The 21,933-nt window shown below is 68.8% G+C and carries 18 protein-coding genes and 1 tRNA gene; 9 read left to right on the forward strand and 10 right to left on the reverse strand.

Annotated elements, in window-relative coordinates; translation table 11 throughout:
- The first annotated feature begins 75 nt into the window (after positions 1-75).
- Positions 76-1,221, forward strand: coding sequence for an ROK family transcriptional regulator (locus tag GOARA_RS17260; RefSeq protein ID WP_007323718.1), 1,146 nt, complete (start codon positions 76-78; stop codon positions 1,219-1,221).
- Between the two features lie 45 nt (positions 1,222-1,266).
- Here the strand turns inward: GOARA_RS17260 and otsB are convergent, their stop codons facing one another.
- From otsB to GOARA_RS17275, 5 genes are all read right to left on the reverse strand, one after another.
- The gene (gene otsB, locus GOARA_RS17265) at positions 1,267-2,079 is read right to left on the reverse strand and encodes a trehalose-phosphatase (RefSeq protein ID WP_007323719.1); all 813 of its coding nucleotides are present in this window, start codon (positions 2,077-2,079) and stop codon (positions 1,267-1,269) included.
- Positions 2,076-3,506, reverse strand: coding sequence for an alpha,alpha-trehalose-phosphate synthase (UDP-forming) (locus tag GOARA_RS17270; protein ID WP_007323720.1), 1,431 nt, complete (start codon positions 3,504-3,506; stop codon positions 2,076-2,078). Before GOARA_RS17270 ends, otsB begins: the two co-directional genes overlap by 4 nt.
- 7 nt (positions 3,507-3,513) lie before the next feature.
- Complete coding sequence (locus tag GOARA_RS20325) at positions 3,514-3,675, reverse strand: hypothetical protein (RefSeq protein WP_007323721.1); 162 nt, start codon at positions 3,673-3,675, stop codon at positions 3,514-3,516.
- Positions 3,676-3,759: 84 nt separating this feature from the next.
- Positions 3,760-4,167 (reverse strand): HNH endonuclease family protein, encoded by a 408-nt coding sequence (locus tag GOARA_RS19555; RefSeq protein ID WP_083834911.1) that lies wholly within the window; start codon positions 4,165-4,167, stop codon positions 3,760-3,762.
- A gap of 41 nt (positions 4,168-4,208) precedes the next feature.
- Positions 4,209-4,282, reverse strand: a tRNA-Thr gene (locus GOARA_RS17275).
- 216 nt (positions 4,283-4,498) lie between these two features.
- On the opposite strand from GOARA_RS17275, the gene GOARA_RS17280 reads away from it, so the two are divergent.
- The gene (locus GOARA_RS17280; RefSeq protein WP_212763330.1) at positions 4,499-5,341 is read left to right on the forward strand and encodes a formylglycine-generating enzyme family protein; all 843 of its coding nucleotides are present in this window, start codon (positions 4,499-4,501) and stop codon (positions 5,339-5,341) included.
- A gap of 15 nt (positions 5,342-5,356) precedes the next feature.
- Here the strand turns inward: GOARA_RS17280 and GOARA_RS17285 are convergent, their stop codons facing one another.
- Positions 5,357-7,963 carry a helix-turn-helix transcriptional regulator gene (locus GOARA_RS17285; RefSeq protein ID WP_040523872.1) on the reverse strand — a complete coding sequence of 869 codons (2,607 nt, stop codon included), beginning with the start codon at positions 7,961-7,963 and terminating at the stop codon, positions 5,357-5,359.
- A gap of 53 nt (positions 7,964-8,016) precedes the next feature.
- Complete coding sequence (locus GOARA_RS17290) at positions 8,017-10,341, reverse strand: arylsulfatase (RefSeq protein ID WP_007323725.1); 2,325 nt, start codon at positions 10,339-10,341, stop codon at positions 8,017-8,019.
- A gap of 215 nt (positions 10,342-10,556) precedes the next feature.
- Between GOARA_RS17290 and GOARA_RS17295 the strand changes: the two genes are divergently transcribed.
- The 6 genes from GOARA_RS17295 (at position 10,557) to GOARA_RS17320 (ending at position 17,160) form a co-directional block, all read left to right on the forward strand.
- Positions 10,557-10,952 (forward strand): RidA family protein, encoded by a 396-nt coding sequence (locus GOARA_RS17295; RefSeq protein WP_007323726.1) that lies wholly within the window; start codon positions 10,557-10,559, stop codon positions 10,950-10,952.
- A 154-nt stretch (positions 10,953-11,106) separates the two neighbouring features.
- Positions 11,107-12,354, forward strand: coding sequence for a hypothetical protein (locus GOARA_RS17300; RefSeq protein WP_007323727.1), 1,248 nt, complete (start codon positions 11,107-11,109; stop codon positions 12,352-12,354).
- Positions 12,351-13,697, forward strand: coding sequence for a lipase family protein (locus GOARA_RS17305; RefSeq protein ID WP_007323728.1), 1,347 nt, complete (start codon positions 12,351-12,353; stop codon positions 13,695-13,697). Before GOARA_RS17300 ends, GOARA_RS17305 begins: the two co-directional genes overlap by 4 nt.
- Positions 13,698-13,754: 57 nt before the next feature.
- Positions 13,755-14,963, forward strand: a complete 1,209-nt coding sequence (locus GOARA_RS17310; protein ID WP_007323729.1) for a winged helix DNA-binding domain-containing protein — start codon at positions 13,755-13,757, stop codon at positions 14,961-14,963.
- 59 nt (positions 14,964-15,022) lie between these two features.
- Positions 15,023-15,724 carry a response regulator transcription factor gene (locus GOARA_RS17315; RefSeq protein WP_040523874.1) on the forward strand — a complete coding sequence of 234 codons (702 nt, stop codon included), beginning with the start codon at positions 15,023-15,025 and terminating at the stop codon, positions 15,722-15,724.
- A 50-nt stretch (positions 15,725-15,774) separates the two neighbouring features.
- Complete coding sequence (locus GOARA_RS17320; protein ID WP_138947763.1) at positions 15,775-17,160, forward strand: sensor histidine kinase; 1,386 nt, start codon at positions 15,775-15,777, stop codon at positions 17,158-17,160.
- On the opposite strand, the gene GOARA_RS17325 is transcribed toward GOARA_RS17320, so the two are convergent.
- Positions 17,139-18,263, reverse strand: coding sequence for an NDMA-dependent alcohol dehydrogenase (locus GOARA_RS17325; RefSeq protein ID WP_007323732.1), 1,125 nt, complete (start codon positions 18,261-18,263; stop codon positions 17,139-17,141). The two genes, GOARA_RS17320 and GOARA_RS17325, sit on opposite strands and share 22 nt — an antisense overlap.
- Positions 18,264-18,381: 118 nt before the next feature.
- Between GOARA_RS17325 and GOARA_RS17330 the strand changes: the two genes are divergently transcribed.
- Positions 18,382-18,810 carry an HIT family protein gene (locus GOARA_RS17330; protein WP_040523876.1) on the forward strand — a complete coding sequence of 143 codons (429 nt, stop codon included), beginning with the start codon at positions 18,382-18,384 and terminating at the stop codon, positions 18,808-18,810.
- 87 nt (positions 18,811-18,897) lie between these two features.
- Here GOARA_RS17330 and GOARA_RS17335 read toward each other — a convergent pair whose 3' ends face one another.
- Entirely contained in the window at positions 18,898-19,698 is an 801-nt protein-coding gene (locus GOARA_RS17335; RefSeq protein WP_007323734.1) for a type IV toxin-antitoxin system AbiEi family antitoxin domain-containing protein, read from the reverse strand.
- A gap of 121 nt (positions 19,699-19,819) precedes the next feature.
- Positions 19,820-21,922 carry a RecQ family ATP-dependent DNA helicase gene (locus GOARA_RS17340; RefSeq protein ID WP_007323735.1) on the reverse strand — a complete coding sequence of 701 codons (2,103 nt, stop codon included), beginning with the start codon at positions 21,920-21,922 and terminating at the stop codon, positions 19,820-19,822.
- Positions 21,923-21,933: the final 11 nt, after the last annotated feature.

The following is a 21,933-nucleotide window of genomic DNA, read 5'->3' on the forward strand; positions in this document are numbered from 1 at the left end:
GCAACTCACGAGTGTTTGCGATCCGTGTGCGTGCTATCCCGCGCCGAGCGTGTCGGCGCTGCTAAGTTCAGCCCCATGGGACCGACCACCGGGGTGGTGCCGGCGGCGTTGCGCGTGGGCACGTCGCCGGCGGCGGTGGTATTCGCGCGCGTCCGAAACGCGGGTCCCGTCACGCGCGACCGCCTCGCGAGCAGCACCGACCTCTCCACGGCGACGGTCAACCGCCAGGTCCACGCGCTCACCCAGGCGGGTCTGGTCGTCGAGCGGCCGGATCTCGTCGACGGCGGCGGCATCGGCCGCCCCAAGGTGCCGCTGGCCCTCAATCACGACGGGCTGGCGGTCGCGGCCATGCACATCGGTGCCCGCCGCACCCTGCTGGCCGTCGCCGATCTGTCCGGCCGGACGCTGTACAGCCATGCGGTCCTGACTCCCGCGGGTGGTGCCGAAGAGGCCGTGGCCGAGCTGGCCGGCGCGCTGCGCGAGCTGGTCGGCCGGTTCTCCGGTCGACGATTCTGTTGGGCCGGCGTCGCGGTGGGCGGTGACGTCGACGAGACGACCGGGACCGTTGACCACCCGGTCCGGGGCTGGCGCTCCGCGCCCGTCGGGAAGATCGTGCACGAAGTGCTGGGGCTGCCGGTTTCGGTGTGCGAGCACGTGCAGGCGATGGCGGCGGCCGAGCTGGTGCTGGCGCCGTCGGCCTCTCCAGACCTGCGGGCACCCGGGCGGTCGTCGGTCTACTGGTACGCGCGCGAGACCGTCGGCATGGCGCTGACCGTCGACGGTCACGTCCACGTTCCGCGCACGGGGGCGGGCACCGTCGCCCACATTCCCGTGCGCGCCCCGCGGTTCGCCGGCGATACCGACGGCGTCGGGTTGCAGCAGGTCATCGGCAGTGCAGTGCTCCACGAGGCCGCGCAGCGCCACGGGCTCGCGGTCGATTCCTCCGAACTCCTCGACGAGCGGGCCCGTGCGCTGGGGGAGGCGATCGCGACCATCGGCGACGCCCTCAACCCCGACGCGATCATCGTCGCGGGTGATGCCTTCGCCGAGCACCCACGAGGGCTGGCACCCGTCCAGGCGGCGTTCGACGAGGCGCGACACCTGCCGCACCGACTGGAGCTGACCCCGACGCAGTTCGGGCTGGGCGTCCAGGAGGCGGCGGCGGTCGTCGTCGCTCTGTCGGTGATCTACGCCGACCCGATCACCTCGCTCGCCGAATAATCCTGTGCGTGCCGGTCGCGCGAGCGGCTGGTCGATACGGGGCGGCTAGGCCCGGCGGAAGTCCGCTACGGCGCGCAGCACCGCCCCGACCAGTTCTGGCCCGGCGATGCGGTAGCGCGCCAGCGTCGCGCCGTCGCCGACTTTGATGGCGACGTCGTCGGCGCCGCGAAGGTGGCCGAAGGCCTTCTCATCGGTCACGTCGTCGCCGAGGTACAGCACGGCGTCGGCCCCGGTCCGCTCGCGCAGCAGATCGAGCGCGTGGCCTTTGCTCGTCTCGATGACGGCCAGTTCCAGCACCGCCTTGCCCTCGGTGGCGTGCACCCCAGGGCGGGCGGCGGGTCCTCGGCGGGCTTCCTCCAGCGCCGATTCGGCGTCGGCCGCCGCGTCCACATTGCGGACGTGCAGCACCGTGCTGGCCGGTTTCGTTTCCACCATGGCGCCGGGGAAGCGGGCCGCGATCGCTTCCAGCTCCGTTACCAGGCCGGCCAGCAGCTTCTGCTGCTCGTCGGTGATCGGCGACGAGAATCCGTTGTCGAATTCGGAGCCGTGGCTGCCGACGAGGGTGGCCGACGCCGGGTCCGGCAGCGCGGCCAGGCGGGCGAGAGCAGCGGGGGTGAGCCGTTCGGCGAGATCGTCGCGCGCGCGCCCGGAGACGACGGCGATGGCGGTATCCGGCAGCGCGGCCAGGTCGACGAGGGCGTCGACCGCGGCGGGGTCCGGTCGCGCGTCGGCGGGGTGGGAGACGATCGGGGCCAGGCAGCCGTCGAAATCGGAGCCGACCACGACGCTCGGCAGCGCGGCGAAGGCGCGCAGCGCCGCGGTCAACTCGTCGGGTAGTCCGGCCATGCCGTGCGTCATCGGCCGTCGGTGTCGCGCAGCGTGTCGAGGAAGCTCTTCGCCCACTTCTCCACGTCGTGGGTGAGGACTTGCCGCCGCAGCGCGCGCATCCGGGCGCGACCGTCGGCTTCGGGCTGCTTCACCGCGGCTTCGATCGCGGCTTTCACACCCTCCATGTCGTACGGATTGGCCTGATAGGCCTGCTTGAGTTCGGCCGCTGCGCCGGTGAACTCCGACAGCACCAGGGCACCGCCCAGGTCGCTGCGGCAGGCGACGTACTCCTTGGCGACGAGGTTCATGCCGTCGCGCAGCGGCGTCACGAGCATGACGTCGGCGGCGACGAAGAAGGCGAGGAGTTCGTCGCGGGGGATCGGCCGGTTCAGGTACTGGACCACCGGCTGGCCGACCTCGGCGAACGTGCCGTTGATGTGACCGACGAGCTGCTCGATCTCCGAACGCATCGCCACGTACGACTCGACGCGTTCGCGGCTGGGGGTGGCCAGCTGCACCATCACCGTCTCATGCGGATCGAGCCGGTTCTCGGCCAACAGTTCCGATACGGCCTTGAGGCGGACGTCGATGCCCTTCGTGTAGTCGAGGCGGTCGACGCCGAGCAGGATCGTGGTGGGACTGCCGAGTTCTTTGCGGATTTCGCGCGCGCGTTTGCGGATCTCCTGCGACTTCGACGCGGCGTCGATCTCTCCGGACGCGATGGAGATGGGGAAGGCCCCGACCTTGGCCACCCGGCCGTCGACCTCGACCGAGCCGAAGCGCGATCGCACGCCCACCGACCGTCGGGACGCGTCGTGGCCGCCCAGCCGATTCGCGAGGTAGAGGAAGTTCTCCGCGCCGTCGGGCAGATGGAAGCCGATGAGGTCGGCGCCGAGCAGGCCATCGACGATCTCCGCCCGCCACGGTAGCTGCATGAACAGCTCGACCGGCGGAAACGGGATGTGCAGGAAGAACCCGATCTTCAGGTCGGGGCGCAATTCGCGCAGCATCTTTGGCACGAGTTGCAGCTGATAATCCTGGACCCAGACGAGTGCCCCGCGCCCAGCCGTCTCAGCGGTGGCCTTCGCGAACCGTTCGTTGATGGCGACGTAGGTGTTCCACCACTCGCGGTGGTACTCGGGCTTGGCGATGACGTCGTGATACAGCGGCCACAGGGTCGCGTTGGAGAAACCCTCGTAGTACTCGGCGATCTCGGTGCTGCTCAACGGGACAGCGCGGACGGTGAGCCCCTCGATGTCGGGGTTGTCGTCGGAGTCGGGCACTCCCGACCACCCGACCCATGCGCCGGTGTGGTTGCGCAGAATCGGTTCGAGAGCGGTGACCAGCCCGCCGGGGCTGCGCTTCCAGCGCACCGAGCCGTCGGGAAGGACTTCTTTGTCGACGGGCAGTCGATTGGCGACCACCACGAACTCGGCTTGCGGCGTTGGGGCGGTCATGACCGGCTCAGGCGGTTTCGCCCGGTGCGATCCCCAGCATCGACAACAGCATCCGGCATTCGTCGGCATCGGTCGCGTACGCCGCGACGACTCGGCGGGCGGAGGTGGCGGTCTCGTCGGCCACGGGCTCCAACTCGTCGTCGTTCAGATCGGCGGTCTTCGGGGGCATGATGTCCTCTTCATTTCTCCCTGGATGATTCGACGACGATTCTACCCATCGGGTGCGCAACCGGCGTGCCCGGTGGTGCCGCAGTCAGTAGGACTTCCCATCGGCATACCGACGGCGACGCCAGGCGCGGCCGTTGCCACGGTTTCTGGACTTATAGGTCGGCAACTGCGAGTCACAGTTGGGGCACACCAGACGTAGGTTCTCGCGCCGATTGTTCGTGGAGTCCCCATCGACGTGGTCGAGTACGAAGATAAGTTCGCTCCCGTTCCAATGGTTGGTGATGCCGCATTGCGCGCAGCGACCACTCTGCGCGTCCAGCAGATGCAGCCGAATGAAGTGACGTCTCCGGGAATCCGGTTGCGTCGTGAGGTCCCCGGCGAGCCACAGTTCGGTCTTTCTGCGACGGTCGAGCTCTCGCTGGCACGCGTTGCTGCAGAACTTCGTCTGGTGGCGCCGTACCAATTCGGCTCCACAGCATTGGCAGTGTCCCATGCCGACAGGCTAGGGGTGGCAACCGACAGTTCGTGATCGAGAGCCCCCTGTCGGGATCGAACCGACGACGTTCCGCTTACAAGGCGGACCCTCTAGCCAACTGAGGTAAGGGGGCGTTGCGGGCCGTGCGACCCGCAAACGTGATGGTATCGCGGTGGCGTACCGGAGTAGAAACGCGCCGCCTCCTGGCCGTCGGCGTCGAGGTACGGCACGGGGTGGGCGTGACTCACCCCGGACTGATGATGTTTGCGCCGTGCGCCGTCGTTTCGCCACTAGCCTTGGGCGCGTGAACCTCACCGAACTCGTCGAGATCCCCGGCGGCACTTTTCACATGGGCTCCGACGCCCACTACCCGGAAGAGCGCCCGGTACACGAGCGCACGGTCGAGCCCTTCAGCATCGAGCGCCACCTGGTGACCAACGACCAGTTCGCCGAGTTCGTCGCCGACACCGGCTACGTCACGGTGGCCGAGGAGGAAGTGGATCCGGCTCAGTTCCCCGGTGCCGACCCCGCCGACCTGGTGCCCGGTGCGCTGGTGTTCACGAAGACGGCCGGGCCGGTGAACCTCGGCGACTGGCGTCAATGGTGGCGCTGGGAGCCCGGAGCCAGTTGGCGCAACCCGGAAGGCCCGGACTCGTCGATCGAGGGCCGCGGCGATCACCCGGTCGTCCAGGTCGCCTACCGCGATGCCGCCGCCTACGCCGAGTGGGCCGGCCGGCGGCTGCCCACCGAGACCGAGTGGGAGTTCGCCGCTCGTGGCGGAGTGGACGGCCTCGAATTCGCTTGGGGCGACGACCTGTTCCCGGACGGGAAGGTCATGGCCAACACCTGGCTGGGCAACTTCCCCTACGAGTCCACCGGCTGGGGAGGCACCTCGCCGGTCGGGGCGTACCCGGCCAACGGATACGGGCTCTACGACATGATCGGCAACGTGTGGGAGCGGACCTCCGACGCCTACGCGCCGCGTCACGTCGTCCCGGGCGATCAGCACGTCAGCGCCGACGGCCGGCCCGACCTGCTGGCCCCGACCGTCGACCCGCAGGTCATGCGGGTGACCAAAGGCGGGTCCTTCATCTGCGCGCCGGAATACTGCCGACGATATCGGCCGGCGGCACGCTCGGCGCAGTCGGACGATTCGGCGACCTCGCACCTCGGTTTTCGCTGCGCGCTCTAGTGTATGCCGACCCGGCTACCTGCGGTTCGCCACCGCGGCCACCGCGTCGCGGCGATTGCCGACGCCGAGCTTGCGGTACAGCATCCGGGTATGGGTCTTGATCGTGTTGACCGACAGTCCGAGTTCGGCGGCGATCTCGGTCATCGTCATCGAGGTGCGGAGGAAGCCGACGATCTGCTGCTCGCGCAGGGTCAGGCCGTCGACGGCGTGGGCCGGCGCGCGCAGGTCGGCGATGAACGACGTGTGGTTGGTGCCCCACCGGCTGTGCTCGGCGAGCAGATCGGCCAAGGCCGGATCCGGTTCGAGGAACGGCCTGGTCACCCCGGTGGGCGCGGCGACGTCCAGTGCTCGCTCCAGCACCTCGTGCGCCGCACCGTAGTCGCCGTCGGAGCGGTGGATCAGCGCGGACGTGACCAGCAGCGAGGCTCGTACGTAGTGGGCCATGGGCAGCGGTGCCAACTGCTTCACGATGGCGGCAGCTGCGTGCTTGCCGACGTGGCGGCGGATCAGCTCGACCGCGGCGGTCGCCGCCGCCGGGGCCTCACGGAGATCGTTGCGAATGCTCCGGACCAGCGATCCGGCGCGTTCGTGATCACCGTCGGCCTCGGCGAGCTTAGCGAAGGCCACGGTCCGGTACAGCTCCCACGGAACCCCGCGCACTTCCCGATCCGGTATCTGGCGTACCACCGCCACCGCGTCGCGCCGGTCGCGGGGCCCGCCGTCGATCGCCGCGATGGTCGCGAGGTACTGCCGGGCGATGCTGCTGAAACCCGCGGCCTCGGTGCGGGAATCGATCGCCTTGCCGAATGCTTCGCGGGCGGTGGCGAAGTCGCCGGTCCAATAGGCGATCCATCCGCGCGCCGTGACTTCTGGGACGCCGAGCTGGGTCGACCAATCGTCGGTCGTGCCCTCCACACTCTGGATACGGGCCAGCACCTCGCGCGCCGCCTCGAAGTCGCCGGTGAACGCATAGCAAAAGGAGAGCAGGCCGGCCGCGCGTCGGCAGAGCGTCGGTTCGCCCGCTTCCTTGGCGTGCCATTCGGCCGATTTCAGCAACGAGATGCCTTCGGGGACTTCGTATCTGAGCGTCAGGTGAATTCGTCCCAGCAGCAGCTGGACGGCCGCGTACCGCGCCGGGCCGAGGCTGCGGGCATGGGCCAGGTGTTCGTGGGCTGCGCCCAGTGCTTCGATCAGCTCGGTGCGCTTGTCGCAGAGGAAGAGGCGGGCGCACGCGTTGGTCAACGCGCCGCGCCAGGAATCGCCGGCGTCCTCGTGGGATCGGGGGCCGGTCCGTTCGATCGAGTCGAGAAGGGCCTGTCCTTCGGTGCGGCGGCCGGCCATGTCGACCGCGCATGCGGTGACGGCGAGAACATCGGGCCGGGTGGCGAACGGCTCGGGGAGTCGCGCGATCACCCGGTCCGGTGACTCCTCGGCCCGTCCGGCGAGCAGCAGCACCCACGAGTCGACGAGTATCCGGCACGCCAGTTCGGGGTCGCCGGCCACGAGTGCCTCGTCGACGGCGCGCAGCGGATCCTTGTCGGCCAGCAGCTCCGCGGCCCGGCGATGGAGTCCGCGGGAATGTCCGGCGTCGCGCAGGGCGACGAGCTGGCGGCACCGGCTCGCGAAGACGTCGTGCCACCGGTACTGCTGGACGGCGCCGTCGCCGAATCGCTCGAGGAACAGTCCTCGCCGACGGCACCGCTCGAGCACCGTCAGGGCGTCGTCGCGCCCGGTGAGGCCGATGGCCAGGTGCTCGTCGATGTCGGAGACGGTCGTGGCGTCGAGGACGAACGCGGCGAGATCCTTGGGCAGGCTGTCCAGGACATCGTCGGCGATGATCGACAGCAACAGGTCGTCCGTGCGGGCCGGCGGCCGGGAGCTGAGCGAGTTCGCCTCCGAGGTCGACATCAGCATGGCGAGACGGACCGCAGCGGCCCACCCGCCCGTGCGTTCGGCGACGGCCTCGGTGTCCACGGTCGTCCAGCCGAAATCCTGTGCGACGGCACCGATCTCCTCGGGCGTGAAAAGGAGGCTGGAGCTGTCGAGGCGGATCGCGTCGCCGGCGAGGACCTGCGACGAGATCCGCAGCTGGTCCGGGTCGCGGCCCAGCAACACGAGTCGCAGGTTCTGCGGACCCTGTTCGACGAGCGCACCCAGCACGCTGTCGATGACCCCTCCGCCGGCGAGATGCATGTCGTCGACGACGAGGACCAGGCGCACCTCGGCGAGCCGGACGGCCGAGCAGATGGCCGCGTGCAGTGCGGCGACGCTGGCCTCGTTGACGACGGCGAGCTCGGCGAGGACGTCGTCGCGGTCCATGCCCCACGCGGTGCGTCGCAGCGTGGTCGCGATCCCTTCCGAAAGCGCTGCGGGGTCGTCGTCGTAGCGATTCAACGACACCCAGGCGACGACGTCACCGCTTCGGCGGGCCCACTCGGCTGCGGCAACGGTCTTTCCGTAGCCGCTCGGAGCCGTCAGAGTCGTCACGCGATGGTTCTCCACCGCATCGGCCAGCGTGTCGTCCAGGCGATTCCGGTGCAGCAGACCGGCGAATTCCGGGACGGCGAAGCGAACGTCGAGACCACCGAGCGTCTGAGGGCCTACGCCGAGCACCCGATCCATTGCACGAGTGTATTCCCCGGGGAGTGGATCGGGTGCCGACGGATCGTACGCGGTCAATCGAGTGCGAAGGCGGCTGCCGCCTCCTTCTCCAGGTCGAGATACTGCTCTTCGGACACGTCGACGCCGACACCCAGCAGCTCGCCCCCGGTGAAGGGGAAGTTGCCCTCGTCCTTGTAGAGGCTGCTGACCGGATCCGCGCTGTCGAAGCCGACGCACAGCCCGTCGCCGGAGAGGGTGAACTTGCCGACCTGGACGCGGAGGTCCTTCGAGTCGACGGCCTCGGTTCCCACGTAAAGCGTTGCCGTTCCGAGGGATTCCCCGTATTCGCCGGCCTTCTCCCGCTTGAACTCCACGCCGAGGGTCAAGTCGCCGGTCGGCAGTTCCTTCGATTCGAGGATCTGTTCGTCGACGCCGAGGAAGTTGTACACGTAGTACAGCTTGTGGTCTTTGATGAACAACGAGTGCCCGCCGAACCGGGAGCCGTGGGCGAACAGGACGCCCTCGGAGTCCTCGGTGGCCCGCACGTCCGCGAGGATCTTGTAGTCACGACCGCGGATGTTGGCCGCGACGCCCTCGGGCACCGGCGAGGTGTCCGGATAGTAGACGTAGCGGGTGCGGGGCGGCTCGGACTGCGGGCGCGGTTCGGCGAGCATTTCGACGGCCGACCGGTCGTCGAGGGGCAGCACGTCGTTCTTCTCTGCCTCGGCGAACCACACCTGGATCAGCTTTTCCAGCTTGTCGGGGTGCTCGGCCGAGAGGTCCTTGGACTCCGAGCGGTCCGCATCGACGTGGTAGAGCTCCCAGCGGTCCTTGTCGAAGTGTCCCTTGTTGGAGATCGGCGCGTGGACCGCAGCGGCCTTCCAGCCGTCCTCCCAGATGCCGCGAGTGCCGAGCATGGCGTAGTACTGGCGCTTCTTCTTCGTCGGGGCGTCACCCTCTTCGAAGCTGTAGCGCATCGAGACGCCGGCCACCGGAATCTGCTTGACGCCGCGGTAGGTGTCGGGCATTTCCAGGCCGACGACGTCGAGGATCGTCGGCACGATGTCAGTCGCGTGGTGGTACTGGTTGCGGATCTCGCCCTTGGCCTTGATCCCCTTGGGCCAGCTGATCACCAGCGGGTCGCAGGTACCGCCCGAGTACTGCGAGTAGCGCTTGAACATCTGGAACGGCGTGGAGAAGGCGACTGCCCACCCGGTGGGGTAGTGGTTGTAGGTCGCCGCGCTCCCGAGGTCGTCGAGGTGGCTCATGTTCACCTCGAGCGAGTCGGGGTAGCCGTTGAAGAAGTTGTTCTCGTTGACCGATCCGTTCGGCGAACCTTCGCCGGAGGCGCCGTTGTCCGCGGCGTAGATGATCAGCGTGTTGTCGAGCTGACCGGACTCCTCCAGGTAGTCGATGATCCGGCCGGCCTGCGCGTCGGTGTATTCGGAGAACCCGGCGTACACCTCGGCCATCCGGGAGAAGAGCTTCTTCTCGTCGTCGTTCAGGGTGTCCCACGGGCGTACCGCATCGCCGGGGTTGGCCTGGTCCTCGGGCATCGGGTTGAGCGGGGTCAGCGCGGTGCCCTCGGGGACGATGCCCTTGTCGATCATCTTCGCCAGCACATGCTCGCGGTAGGCCTCGTAGCCGTCGTCGAACTTGCCCTTGTACTTCTCGATGTAGTCCTGCGGGGAGTGGTGCGGCGCGTGGTTCGCGCCGGGGCACCACCACATGTACCAGGGCTTGGACGGATTCGACGAGTTCTGGTCGCGCAGCATGCGGATGGCCTGGTCGGCGAGGTCCTTGGACAGGTGGTAGCCGTCTTCGGGGCCGTACGGCTGCTGGATGAAGCGGTTGTCCTCGACGAGGTCGGGGTACCACTGGTTGGTCTCGCCGCCGATGAACCCGTAGAAGCGGTCGAAGCCCTTGGCGAGCGGCCACTCGCTCTTCGACCCGCCGGAGCACACGTCCTCCTCGGGCACGTTGTGGTTCTTGCCGACCCAGAAGGTGCTGTAGCCGTTGTCCTGCAGTACCTGCCCGATCGTCGCGCATTCGGCGGGCAACCGGCCGGAGGCGCCGGGGAAGCCCATGGTGCCCTCGGTGATCGAGGCGCAGCGGTTCTGGTGGTGGTTGCGCCCGGTCAGGAACATCGACCGGGTAGGCGAGCACAGCGCGGCGGTGTGCCACTGGGTGTAGGTGAGACCGTTGTCGGCCAGCTTCTGCATCGTTGGCATCTCGATGCGGCCGCCGTAGGGCGACCAGGCGGCCAGACCGGTGTCGTCGTACAAGATCACGAGGACGTTCGGTGCGCCCTCGGGAGCCTCTTTGAGCTTGTACGGCTCCCAGTCCGGGGTGGAATCGCGGACGTCGAGTTTGATGACTCCGTTGAACGGCTTGGTCATTCGATGCTCCTCAGGATCGGTCGGGCGGGCGGTGAATCTGACGCTGCCACCGGGATCACCCGTGCCCGCGCCGAGTTCACCCACCAAGGGTGAGCCACTTCACCGCCGGCGACCGGGATTCGGGCGAATCGTCGATGACGCAGACGGGTGACGCGCATGCGTTCGCGTAGGTCGGCGGCCACACCGACGCGGTCATCTGCCATAGACTCGACGTCATGCCGGTACGTCGAGATCGCTCCGAGTCGCTGCCCGACCAGGGCTTCCCCCACACCGCAACGGTCACCGCCGGATCGTTGTTGTTCACCGCGGGCATCGCCGCCATCGACGCCGACGGGAACGTGGCACCGGAGGGTGACGTCGTGGGCCAGACCAAGGCCTGCCTGGCGAATCTCGAGCGCGTCCTGGACGAGCGCGGCGCGGGCCTGCCGGATGTCGCGAAGCTGACCGTGCACGTCGCCGAGCGGCTGGCCGTCGACCTGGCCGTCGCGTGGGACGCCGTCGTCGAGGCATTCGGCGGCGACGTTCCGCCGGCCAGTGTCGTGGGGGTGACGGTGCTCCCGCTGGACAATCAGCTCGTCGAAATCGAGGCCGTCGCCTCGTTGGAGGAATAGGGCGTAAAACACGTCGTGAGACGGATCTAGTGATTCGTCCCACGTTATTGCGAACTTTATTCGCTTGGTCACACATCGGGTCGGGGCCTTGGTTGCGTCGGAAACTTCTGCATAGGTTGAGCACGTTTGTTTCCGCCAACCGATGGAGAGTCCCGTGCGCTTGTCTCTGCGCCGAATCGCGGTCGGTGTCCTCGTTGCCTGTTCGGCGACGACGGCACTGGCCACCGCCCCAGCCGACGCCGCGCCGGTCGACCGCTACCTCGACCTTCCGCTGATCAACCGTGACGCGTCGCGCGGACCCGGCGGTGTGCACCCGGTACTGCCGACCGACCCGAAGAAGCTGCGGGCGCTCCTGGGACAGGCACGGGCCTCGGGTGTCGCCCCGACGCGCTATCAGGCACTTCTCTGGCAATACTGGCTCGCCGACACGACGACCGCCGCCGGGATCAATCTCGCCGCGTGGAATCCGCGAGCGGGGGTCAGCGCGAACCGCGCGAATCTGGTGAAGTCCTACCGGTTCTACGAGAACCTCCAGCTCAAGCACCGGGAACTGCAGTGGGCCGGAATGGGCGGTCTCGTCGGCGCCGACTTCGGCGGCGGCCTACTCGACTTCGAGCTCGCGACCAACGTCTACGACTTCGCCCGCCTCGCCCCGGTCGCCAACGCGATCGTCGGCCAGACCAACCAGGTCCTCGGCCCGGTCTTCGTCGACCGGTTGCCGCGCGGGCTGCGCGCGCTGGCACGCGTCGGCGCGACGATCACCGCCGCCGACCTGCGCAAGATCCAGGGCGACATCCTGGTCATGCAGAAGAACATCTTCTCCGACCTCATGCCGATGCACCGCGCCTACGTGGTCGGCGGACTGCCCGCGCTGACCGAGATGAACCGGGCGGGACTCTTCTCCGACGAGATCCTCGCCGCGTGGACCGGCATCGCCGGAAAGACGCCCGACGGGGTGGCCGCGGGCAACGCCCGGCTGCTGCGCCGCGAACAGGGCGAGATCATCAAGAAGCAGTGGGATGCCACTCGCGCCTACAAGGGCGACGTCGGCGAGGCCATGACCTACGCCAGCACCGCGGCGGGATCGCCGTCGGTCGCCGGCGTCGTCGCCCCCCGCTCGTTCCGTCCGATCCAGATCCACGGAACCGCGCCCGACGGCCGTCGCGCGATCCTGACCGTGCCGCTGCCCAGCTGGAACTGGTCCGTTTTCGACGGCCGCTGGGCCTACATCACCGAACAGCTGCTGCCGAAGTACCGGTTCCAGGTGGAGCAGCGCTGGCCGGCGCTGCGCGCCGAGCTGCTGCGCCCCTATGACCAACAGATCGAGTCGCACCGCCCCATGTGGAACATCCTTCCCACGATGCAGTCGGCGCTGGAGACCCTTGAGGTGAAGTACCAATGACCCGCCGTATCTCTCTGTTCGCCGCCGCTCTGGCCGCTCTCGTCGGCCTCGGTGCGATCGCCGCGCCGGCCACCGCGGCGCCGCGCACGCCGCCCAACCGGACGCCGCAGATCGGCGAAGTGTTCAACGGCTACGTGATCGGCACCTTCCAGAAGGGGCGACTCGCCAGCCCCGAGGAGATCATCAAGCCGCTGACCTCCGGCGACTCGTTCTATCGCGAGCCGAAGCTCACCGGGCACGAGAAGCCGGGCACGCTGCTGAAGGCCAAGAAGGTCGACGTCCAGTTCACCGGCTTCCGCCCGGGGAACGTCGACGCGTTCAAGCTGATGTACGTCACCACCGGGCTGCGCGGCGAACGCGAGATCAGTACCGGCATCGTGATGATCCCGCGCGACGGTCGCCGCAACAGCGAGCGCAAGGTCGTCGGCTACCAGTTCGCCAACGACAGTGTCGGCGCCTACTGCCACCCGTCGACGATGTGGACCGGCGGCGACCCGCTCGACGGTGCGTCCTGGTCGGCGCTGGGCCCCCTGGCGCAGATGTTCGCCAAGGGGTACGCCGTGGCGATCAGCGATGTCGGCAACGACGGCGATCCCAAGCCGCACGGCGTCTTCGCCGGCAAATACGCGGGCAACGCCATGTCGGACATGCTGCGCGCCACCCTCGGCTATCAGCGGCTCGGCCTGGACAAGCAGGCCCCGATCGGGCTGTTCGGCGTCGCCGGCGGCGGCGTGGGTGCTGCCTTCGCGGCCGAGAACGCCGCCGACTATGCGCCGGAGCTGAACATCGCCTCGACCGTCCTCGAAGGCATGGTCATCAACCAGCGCAACTTCATCCGCACGGCCAGCGGGTCGGTCGGATCCGGTTTCGCGTTCGCGACGCTGCTCGGCCTGGAGCCCAAGTACCCGGAGATGCGCGTCGACGACCACCTCACTCCGGTGGGCAAGGCCCTCGCCGACGTCTACCGCACGCAGTGTCAGACGCCCGCGTACTTCACGCTGCCGTTCGTCCCGCTGCAGACGTTGTTCAAGAACAACCAGCACCCGGCCGACATCAAGGCCTTCCAGCGTGTCTACGACGACAACCTGCTGGGCCGCAAGGCTCCCAAGGCGCGCGTGCTGATCGCCTCCTGCGTCGCCGACGACTCGCCGATGTCGCTGGTGCCGGCCGAGGACTCGCGCCGACTGGCCCGCCAATACCGCAGGGGCGGAACCAAGGTGTCCTACCACCCGACCGACTGCAGCATGGTCAAGTTCCTCACCGACATGTACGGCTGGGGCACCGACCTGTTCGGGATGCAGACGATCGACTGGCTGGACTGGTCCCTGCGCGCACCGCGCTGACGCTTCCCGGGGTGTAGGGCGGCGTCCGGTGTCGGGGCGCTGCCCTACACTGGCCGCGTGCCAGCCCGACCGAGGATCACCGACGCGCAGCGCCGCGCCCGGCAGTGGCACCGGCAGCTGCTCGGCCGACACGAGTCGCCGCCGACCGTCGCGGACGTCGCCGACCGACTCGTCGCGCTGCACGCCACCACCGCGTCGACGGTCTATCTCTCGACGTGGGCGCGAACCCCGGCGCTGAAGATCGCCGATGTCGACGCCGCGCTCTACGCCGAGCGCAGCGTCGTGAAACACCTCGGCATGCGACGAACGCTGTTCGTGACGTCGCATCCCGTGCTCGACGAAGTGCTGGGCGCGGTGAGCGAACGCGTCGCGGCGTCGGAGCGGACCAATATGCTGCGCGACTTGCGGCGCAGTCCGGACGTCGACGATCCGGTGGCGTGGATCGACGAGGCGTGTGCCGCGGCCCTGGCGCAGTTGGCGAACGGGGAACCGCAGTCCACGGCACAGTTGCGCGATGCCGTGCCGATCCTCGGGCAGCGGATCGTCGTGTCCCCGGAGAAGTCGTGGGGCGGCCCGGTCGCCATGGCGCCTCGTGTCATGAACTATCTCTCGGCATCCGGTCGCGTCGTCCGCGGTCCCGACGACGCGGCCTGGTACAGCTCGCGGATCACCTGGCTGCCGATGGACCGATGGCTCGGGCGGAGCCCGCGCGAGCTGTCGGTCGACGACGGGCACGCCGGGCTGATCCGACGCTGGTTGCGGGTGTTCGGTCCCGGCACCGAGACCGACATCGTGTGGTGGCTCGGGTCGACCAAATCGGCCGTGCGACGCGCCCTGGCGGCGATCGACGCCGTCGAGGTCGACCTCGACGACGGTCAGGTCGGCTACGTGCTGCCCGATGACGTCGACACGAACGACCCGGATCCCGACGACGACGCGGTCGCGCTGCTGCCGGAACTGGACCCGACGACGATGGGCCACAAGCAGCGCGGGTTCTACCTCGGCGAGCTGGAGAAGCAACTGTTCGACAGCAACGGCAACGGCGGTACGACGGCCTGGTGGCGGGGGCGCGTCGTCGGCGGCTGGTACCCGCACGAGAACGGCGTGGAACTCGCCCTGTGCGAGGACGTTCCGGCGCGGGTCGAGCGCGAGCTGCGCGCCCGCGGCGAGGAGCTGGTGGCCTGGTGCGCACCGTCGCCGGTGCCGCGCGGAATCTACCTCGGCCCGATCCAGAAGCGGGGCGTCGCATCGGGCCGAGCGGGCTGACAGGTTTCTCACAGCTTATTCGCAGGCGAGGGTTGCCGGGGCGGTTCACACTGGGACCCATGAATGCTGCGAAGGATGCCCGGGTGCTGGTCGTCGACGACGAGGAGAACATCCGCGAACTGCTCAGCGTCTCGCTCAAATTCCAGGGGTACGACGTGCAGACCGCGGCGAACGGGCCCGAGGCGCTCGACCTGTGCCGCACGAACCGTCCCGACTTGCTCGTGCTCGACGTCATGATGCCGGGCATGGACGGGTTCGGGTTGCTCAAGCGGTTGCGCGACGACGGTATCGAGGCACCCGCGCTGTTCCTCTCGGCCCGCGACTCGGTGGCCGACAAGGTGAACGGACTGACCATCGGCGGCGACGACTACGTCACCAAGCCGTTCAGCCTGGAGGAGGTGGTGGCGCGCCTGGAGGTAATGCTGCGGCGCTCCGGTTTCGTCGACCCCGCCGAGCGGTCGACGCGCATCGTCTTCTCCGACATCGAACTCGACGACGAGACGCACGAGGTCTGGAAGAACGGTGAACTGGTCGCGCTGTCGCCGACCGAGTTCACGCTCCTGCGGTACTTCATGGTGAACGCGGGCACCGTGCTGTCCAAGCCGCGCATCCTCGACCACGTCTGGAACTACGATTTCGGCGGCGACGTCAACGTGGTCGAGTCCTACGTCTCCTACCTGCGCCGCAAGGTCGACACCGGCGAGAAGCGGCTCATCCACACGTTGCGCGGCGTCGGGTACGTCATGCGCGAGCCCCGCTGAGGCGCGCCGTGTCCCGCCTTCCGCTCCGCGTCTCGCTGGTGGCCCTGACGATGCTGCTCGTCATCGCGGGCCTGACGGTGTCGGGTTTCCTGGTGAGCCGCGCCATGAGCGACGACCTCTACCGCCGCGTCGATTCCCAGCTGACGCAGGCCGTCGAAACCTGGGCCCGGCCGCGCGACCCCAACGTCGGCAACCAGCGGGGGCCGGCGAACGCCCGGCGCCCACCGTCGCAGTACTACGTGCGCATCGCGCTGGGCGACGGCGTGATGGTGCGCAACAACGACTCCGGCTATGAGCCGGACGTCTCGATGGTCGAGGACAACGCCGCCGAGCGCTTCGGCCCGGTCACCGTTCCCTCGGTGGAGCCGGGCGGACCGGATTGGCGAGTCGTCAAGTCCAGCAACCCCGACGGCGAATCCATCGTGGCGATGCCGCTGACGATGCTCGACACCACCCTGTCGAGGCTGGTCCGTCTCCAGATGCTCGTCGGCGCGATCGTCGTGCTTATTCTCGGTGTGCTGGGTTACCTGCTGGTGCGGACCAGTCTCCGGCCGCTGCGCCGCGTCGAGGAGACGGCGCAGGCGATCGCCGACGGCGACCTGCACGAGCGCATCCCGGAATCACCATCGAACACCGAGGTCGGGAGTCTGTCGAACTCGCTCAACCAGATGCTCGCGCAGATCCAGCACGCCTTCGCCGCGACCGAAGCCTCCGAACGGCAGGCGCGTGCGTCGGAGGAAAAGATGCGGCGGTTCGTCGCCGACGCCGGCCACGAACTGCGCACCCCGCTGACGTCGATCAAGGGTTTCGCCGAGCTGTACCAGCAGGGCGCGGTGACCGACGCCGACGACGCTTTCCGACGGGTCAACGACGAGGCGACGCGGATGAGCCTGCTCGTCTCGGATCTGCTGATGCTCGCGCATCTGGATGCGGCGCGGCCCGTCGAGAAGGCGACGGTGAAGGTCGGCGACCTGGTGGCCGAGGCGGTTCTCTCCGCACAGGCCGCGGCACCCGACCGGGTCATCGACGTCGAAGTCCCCGAGGTGTCGCCCGTCGTCCTCGGCGATCACCCGCGCCTGATGCAGGTGGTGCGCAACCTGATCAACAACGCGGTCGCCCACACCCCGCCGTCGGCGACGGTGACGGTGACGGTCGCGCAGACGGCCGGAAAGGTGCGCATCGAGGTGCGCGACACCGGGCAGGGGCTGACCGCCGACGAGGCGGCGCAGGTGTTCGACCGGTTCTACCGCGGCGACACGTCACGGCACCGCGGCTCGTCGGGCGGCGGCAACGGACTCGGGCTGTCGATCGTGTCGGCGCTGGTCGCCGCGCACGGCGGCGAGGTCGGCGTCGAGTCGGAACCCGGGCAGGGCGCGACCTTCTGGGTCGAGCTACCCGCCATCGACGCGCAAGTTCACCAGTCGCTCTCGTCGTAGACGACCATGCCGCGGATGTTGTTGCCCTCCAGCATGTCGTCGTAGGCCTTGTTGATGTCTTCGAGACGGTAGGTCTGGGTCACCAGATCGGCCAGGTTCAGCATCCCCGCGCGGTACTCGTTGAGGAGTTTGGGCACCTGGGTGCGCGGCCCGGCGCCCCCGAAGATCGCGCCCTGCACCTTCTTCTGCATCAGCGTGAGGTCGAAGAGGTTCAGCTTGACGTCCATCGCCTGGAAGTCGCCCATGCCGACGACGACGGTCTGCCCGCCCTTCGCGACCATGGCCATCGCCTGGGCGACGTGCTCGCCCTTGATCTCGCCGACGGTGAGGATGACGGTGTTCGCCATCTGACCCCAGGTCATCTCGCCGACGGCGGGGAGGGCCGCTTCCATGCTCTCGAACGTGTGCGTCGCGCCGAGCTTCTCGGCCATGTCCCGTTTGAACTTCACCGGGTCGACGGCCACCACGTGCCGCGCGCCGGCCGCCTTCGCGCCCTGCACGGAGTTGATGCCGACGCCGCCGATGCCGACGATGACCACGGTGTCCCCGGGTCGGGTGCCGCCGATCTCGGTGGCCGAACCCCAGCCGGTAGCGACCCCGCAGCCCAGGAGCGCGGCCTCTTTGAGTGGGATGTCGTCCTCGATCTTCACCAGCGATGCCTGGTTGACCGTGATGTAGGGCGAGAAAGTGCCGAGCAGACACATCTGGGTCAGCCCCTCGCCGTTGAGGGTGACGCGGTGAGTCTTGTCCGAGATCGATAGCCCGGTCAGCAGTCCGGCGCCCTCGTCGCAGATGTTCTGCGCGCCCCGGGAACACGGCCCGCACACGCCGCAGGCGGGGATGAAGGCGGTGACCACGTGGTCGCCCTCCTGGAAGCGGGTGACACCGGCACCGACCTTGACGACGGTGCCCGCGCCCTCGTGGCCGCCGACGACGGGCATCGGTGCCGGGCTCTGACCCGTCCTCAGGTGGTGGTCGGAGTGGCAGAGACCGGAACTGACGAGTTTCACCTGCACCTCGCCGTCCACCGGGTCGCCCAGCTCGACTTCTTCGATCTTCCATTCTTCGTTGACGCCGTGGAGTACCGCTGCTTTCGTCTTCATAGCCGTAGTGTGCTCCGGCGCGTGGCGACTCATGGCCGGTTCGGCATAAGTCGTGCAAGGTTGCCCTTACCCGGTGCGGTGATTGACATCGCGGGCGTTGTCGGTTGGCATGGGGGCCATGCCTTCAGTCTTCTCGATGATCATCAACGGTGACCTGCCCGGCCGGTTCGTGTGGCGCGACGAGCGCGCCGTGGTCTTCCTGACCATCAACCCGGTGACCACCGGGCACGTGCTCGTCGTACCCGTCGACGAGGTCGACCATTGGGAGTCGGTCGAGGCCGGATTGTTCGATCACCTCACCGATGTCGCGCGCACGCTGGGGCAGGCGGTGAAGCAGGGTTTCGACGCTCCGCGCGCCGGTCTGATCATCGCGGGGATGGAAGTGCCGCACCTGCACCTGCACGTCTTCCCGGCGTGGAAGCTCGAAGACTTCTCGTTCGCCGCGGCGGACCCGGACCCCGATCCCGCCGACCTCGACCGGGCCGCCGAGACGATCCGGCAGACCCTGCGCGAGATGGGGCACGGCGAGTTCGTCCCCGACGCCTGAGTTCGCCGACAATTTTGTCGTCTCAGCGAGGGCTCGTGGACATAGTGACCACCAGGTGCCGGAGCGACGACAAAGTTGTGCGGGTCGCTATCGGATCCGATGTCGGCGGGGACGGGTGACGGCCCGGATGTCGGCGAGTACGGCCGGCCAGTCGTAGAGGATGTCGTCGTAGGTGAGGCGCATCGTCAGCCAACCGTTGACCAGGGCGGTCCGGTCGCGCCGCCGGTCGTTGCGATAGTTCCGCAAGCTCGTGTGGTGCAGCTTGCTGTCGCACTCGATCAGTAGCCGTCCGATGCGCAGGTCGACTCGGCCCACCCCGCGGATCTGTGGCTGCACGACGACGTCGTAGTGGAGTGACCGCAGACGCACACGCGCGATGGACTCCGTGCCCGATTGTGCGCGTCCGTCGCATCGGTCGAGCAGACGCCGGTTGGGTGGGCTGACCGTTTCGCCCAGAATCGCCCGCAGCTCGTCGACCGACTTTCCGCGCTGGTTGAGATACGAGTCGGCGGCGGCGATCCAGTCCTCGTCCGACATGCAGCGTGTGGCGCAGGCGAGGGCGAGTTCGGCCGAGTCGACGGCGGTGTCAACCGGGTACGGCCCGCCCGCGGGATGGCAGAAGTCGTGCCGCTGCAGGTGCTTCGACCCCCGCACGTGCAGCGAGCCGTATCCGGGGGCGACCCAGAGGCCGTGGTGGTCGAGCGCGCTCACGCAACTCATCGCTCCGCCTCGAATCACCGCCTCCACGACGTCGGTCCGGGCGCCGTCGTTCGCGTACCAGCCATGCCGCAGCCGACGCAGGTCGCCGTGCTGGACAGCGAGCCGGATCGAGCGATTGGTCTCGCCGGATCGAAGCAGTTGTTTGCGGGTGTAGACGCCGGTGTCCATGCCCACTTAGACGCACGGGCGCCGCGGGCGGATCCCTGGCGACCAATTTCGTCGTCCCAGCGGCGGCGCGTGGACATAGTGACCGCGCCGCCGTCCTCCGACGACGAAATTGTTCGGCGACCTAGACGCTGCGGTGGATGACCAACGGCAATACTGCTGCGGCACCGGCGTCGCGGAGCTGTTGGGCGGCAATAGTCACCGGCCAGCCCGAGCGCGTGTCGTCGACGACGAGCAGCACCGCTCCCGACGGTGCCTCTTGCTCGTCGAGAAGGCTGATGGCATCGCGCCAGTGAGCGGCCTCGGCCGCCGAATTGGCCTCGTCGGACGGACCGCCGGGACGCACCGCGACGGTCCCACCCGTCCGCTTGCCGATACGGCGCAACTCCTCGGCGAGGTCGGCGGCCAGCGTGTGCCCGGTCAGCCGCAGCGACCAAATCTGGTCGGGCCGGATGCCCGACTCCCGGCCCCACGGCCCGAGCGTCGCGACGGCCGCATCGGACAACTCGCGCAATGCCTGTTCGTCCCCGTGCTGCGCGGCGATCAGCACCTCCTGCCACTCCGGCGCATCGGCGTGAGCGAGGACGCGACCGGGTTCGGCCATCTGTGCCGGCTGGATGCGTCCGCGGGTGCCGAACGCGCCGCCCGGCCACATCTTGCGCGGCTCCAGCACCGTCGATGCGCCGCGAAGCTCACGCGTGATCGTCCGTACCGAGTCGTCGCTGACCGTCGTGCTCAAGTCGGCCGATTCCCCCGTGCCGGCCCGGCACACGCTGCACCGCCCGCACGGTTCGGTCAGCGGATCGTCGAGCGAGGCGGTGAGCAACTGCATGAGGCAGCGCTCGCCGCGGATGTAGGACCGCATGATGTCCGCCTCGCGGCGGCGGACGGCGAGGATGCCGTCGTAGTGCGCGGCGTCGTAGGTCCACGGCTTGCCGGTGCGAGACCAGCCCTCGGTTCCGCGTTCGGCGGCACCGTCGACGGCGAGCTGCTTGAGCATCAGGTCGATCTTGGTGCGGCGCAGTCCCGTCTGGGCTTCCAGGGCGACGACCGACGTCGGCTCGCTCTCGTCGGGCAGCGCGTCGAGCAGCGCCGACATCTGCCGCGGGTCGGGGATCGACGCCGTCGCGAAGTACTCCCAGATGCGGTCGTCGGTGCCGGAGGCGAGCAGCATCACGACGGCGGCGTCCAGGGCGCGGCCGGCGCGACCGACCTGCTGGTAGTAGGAGACCGGCGACGGCGGCGAGCCGACGTGCACCACGAATCCCAGGTCGGGTTTGTCGTATCCCATGCCGAGGGCCGAGGTGGCGACCAGCGCCTTGATCTCGTTGCGGCCGAGGGCGTCTTCGAGGCGCTGGCGCGAGGCGGCGTCGAGCTGGCCCGTGTAGGCGGCGACCGGGTAGTCCGGTCCCCTCACGGCCTTGATCGCGGCCACGAGGCGGTCGGTGTCGGCGACGGTGAGCGCGTAGACGATGCCCGAACCGGGCAGGGCCTCGATGTTCTCGGCCACCCACGCGTATCGCTGGATCGGCGAGAGATCGCTGATGACGTTGAGGTACAGCGACTTTCGGGCCAGCGGTCCGCGCAGAACGGTGGTGTCCGCGCCCAGTTGCACCGCCACGTCGGCGGTGACGCGTTCGTTGGCCGTCGCCGTCGTCGCGAGAACCGGGGAGTCGGGGTGGAGCTCGCGCAGCACGTCGGCGACCCGGCGGTAGTCGGGGCGGAAGTCGTGGCCCCAATCGGAGATCGCGTGCGCCTCGTCGATCACCAGCAGACCGAGCCCGGGGCTGTCGGGCCCGGCGAGCGCCGACAGCACGCGCCGCCCGAACCCGGGGTTGGCCAGGCGCTCCGGCGAGACGAGGAGGACGTCGAGGTCGCCGGCCCGAACAGCGTCCTCGATGGCCGACCAGTCGTCGAAGTTGGACGAGTTGATCGTGGCCGCGCGCAGGCCGGCGCGCGCGGCGGCCTCGACCTGGTCGCGCATGAGGGCCAGCAGCGGCGACACGACCAGCGTCGGGCCGGCGCCCGCAGCCCGGGTCAGTGCGGTCGTGACCCAGTACACCGCCGATTTTCCCCAGCCGGTCGCTTGTACGACGAGCACGCGGGCACCGGGCTCGACCAGCTTCTCGACGGCGGTGAGCTGATCGTCGCGCAGGCGGGCGTCCGGTCCGGCGAGGGCCCGGACCACGCCGTCGGCCTTTTCCCGTTGCGCTTCGTCGAGGGCCATGGCGTCGACCC

It is taken from the genome of Gordonia araii NBRC 100433 (assembly GCF_000241265.1).
Taxonomy (GTDB): domain Bacteria; phylum Actinomycetota; class Actinomycetes; order Mycobacteriales; family Mycobacteriaceae; genus Gordonia; species Gordonia araii.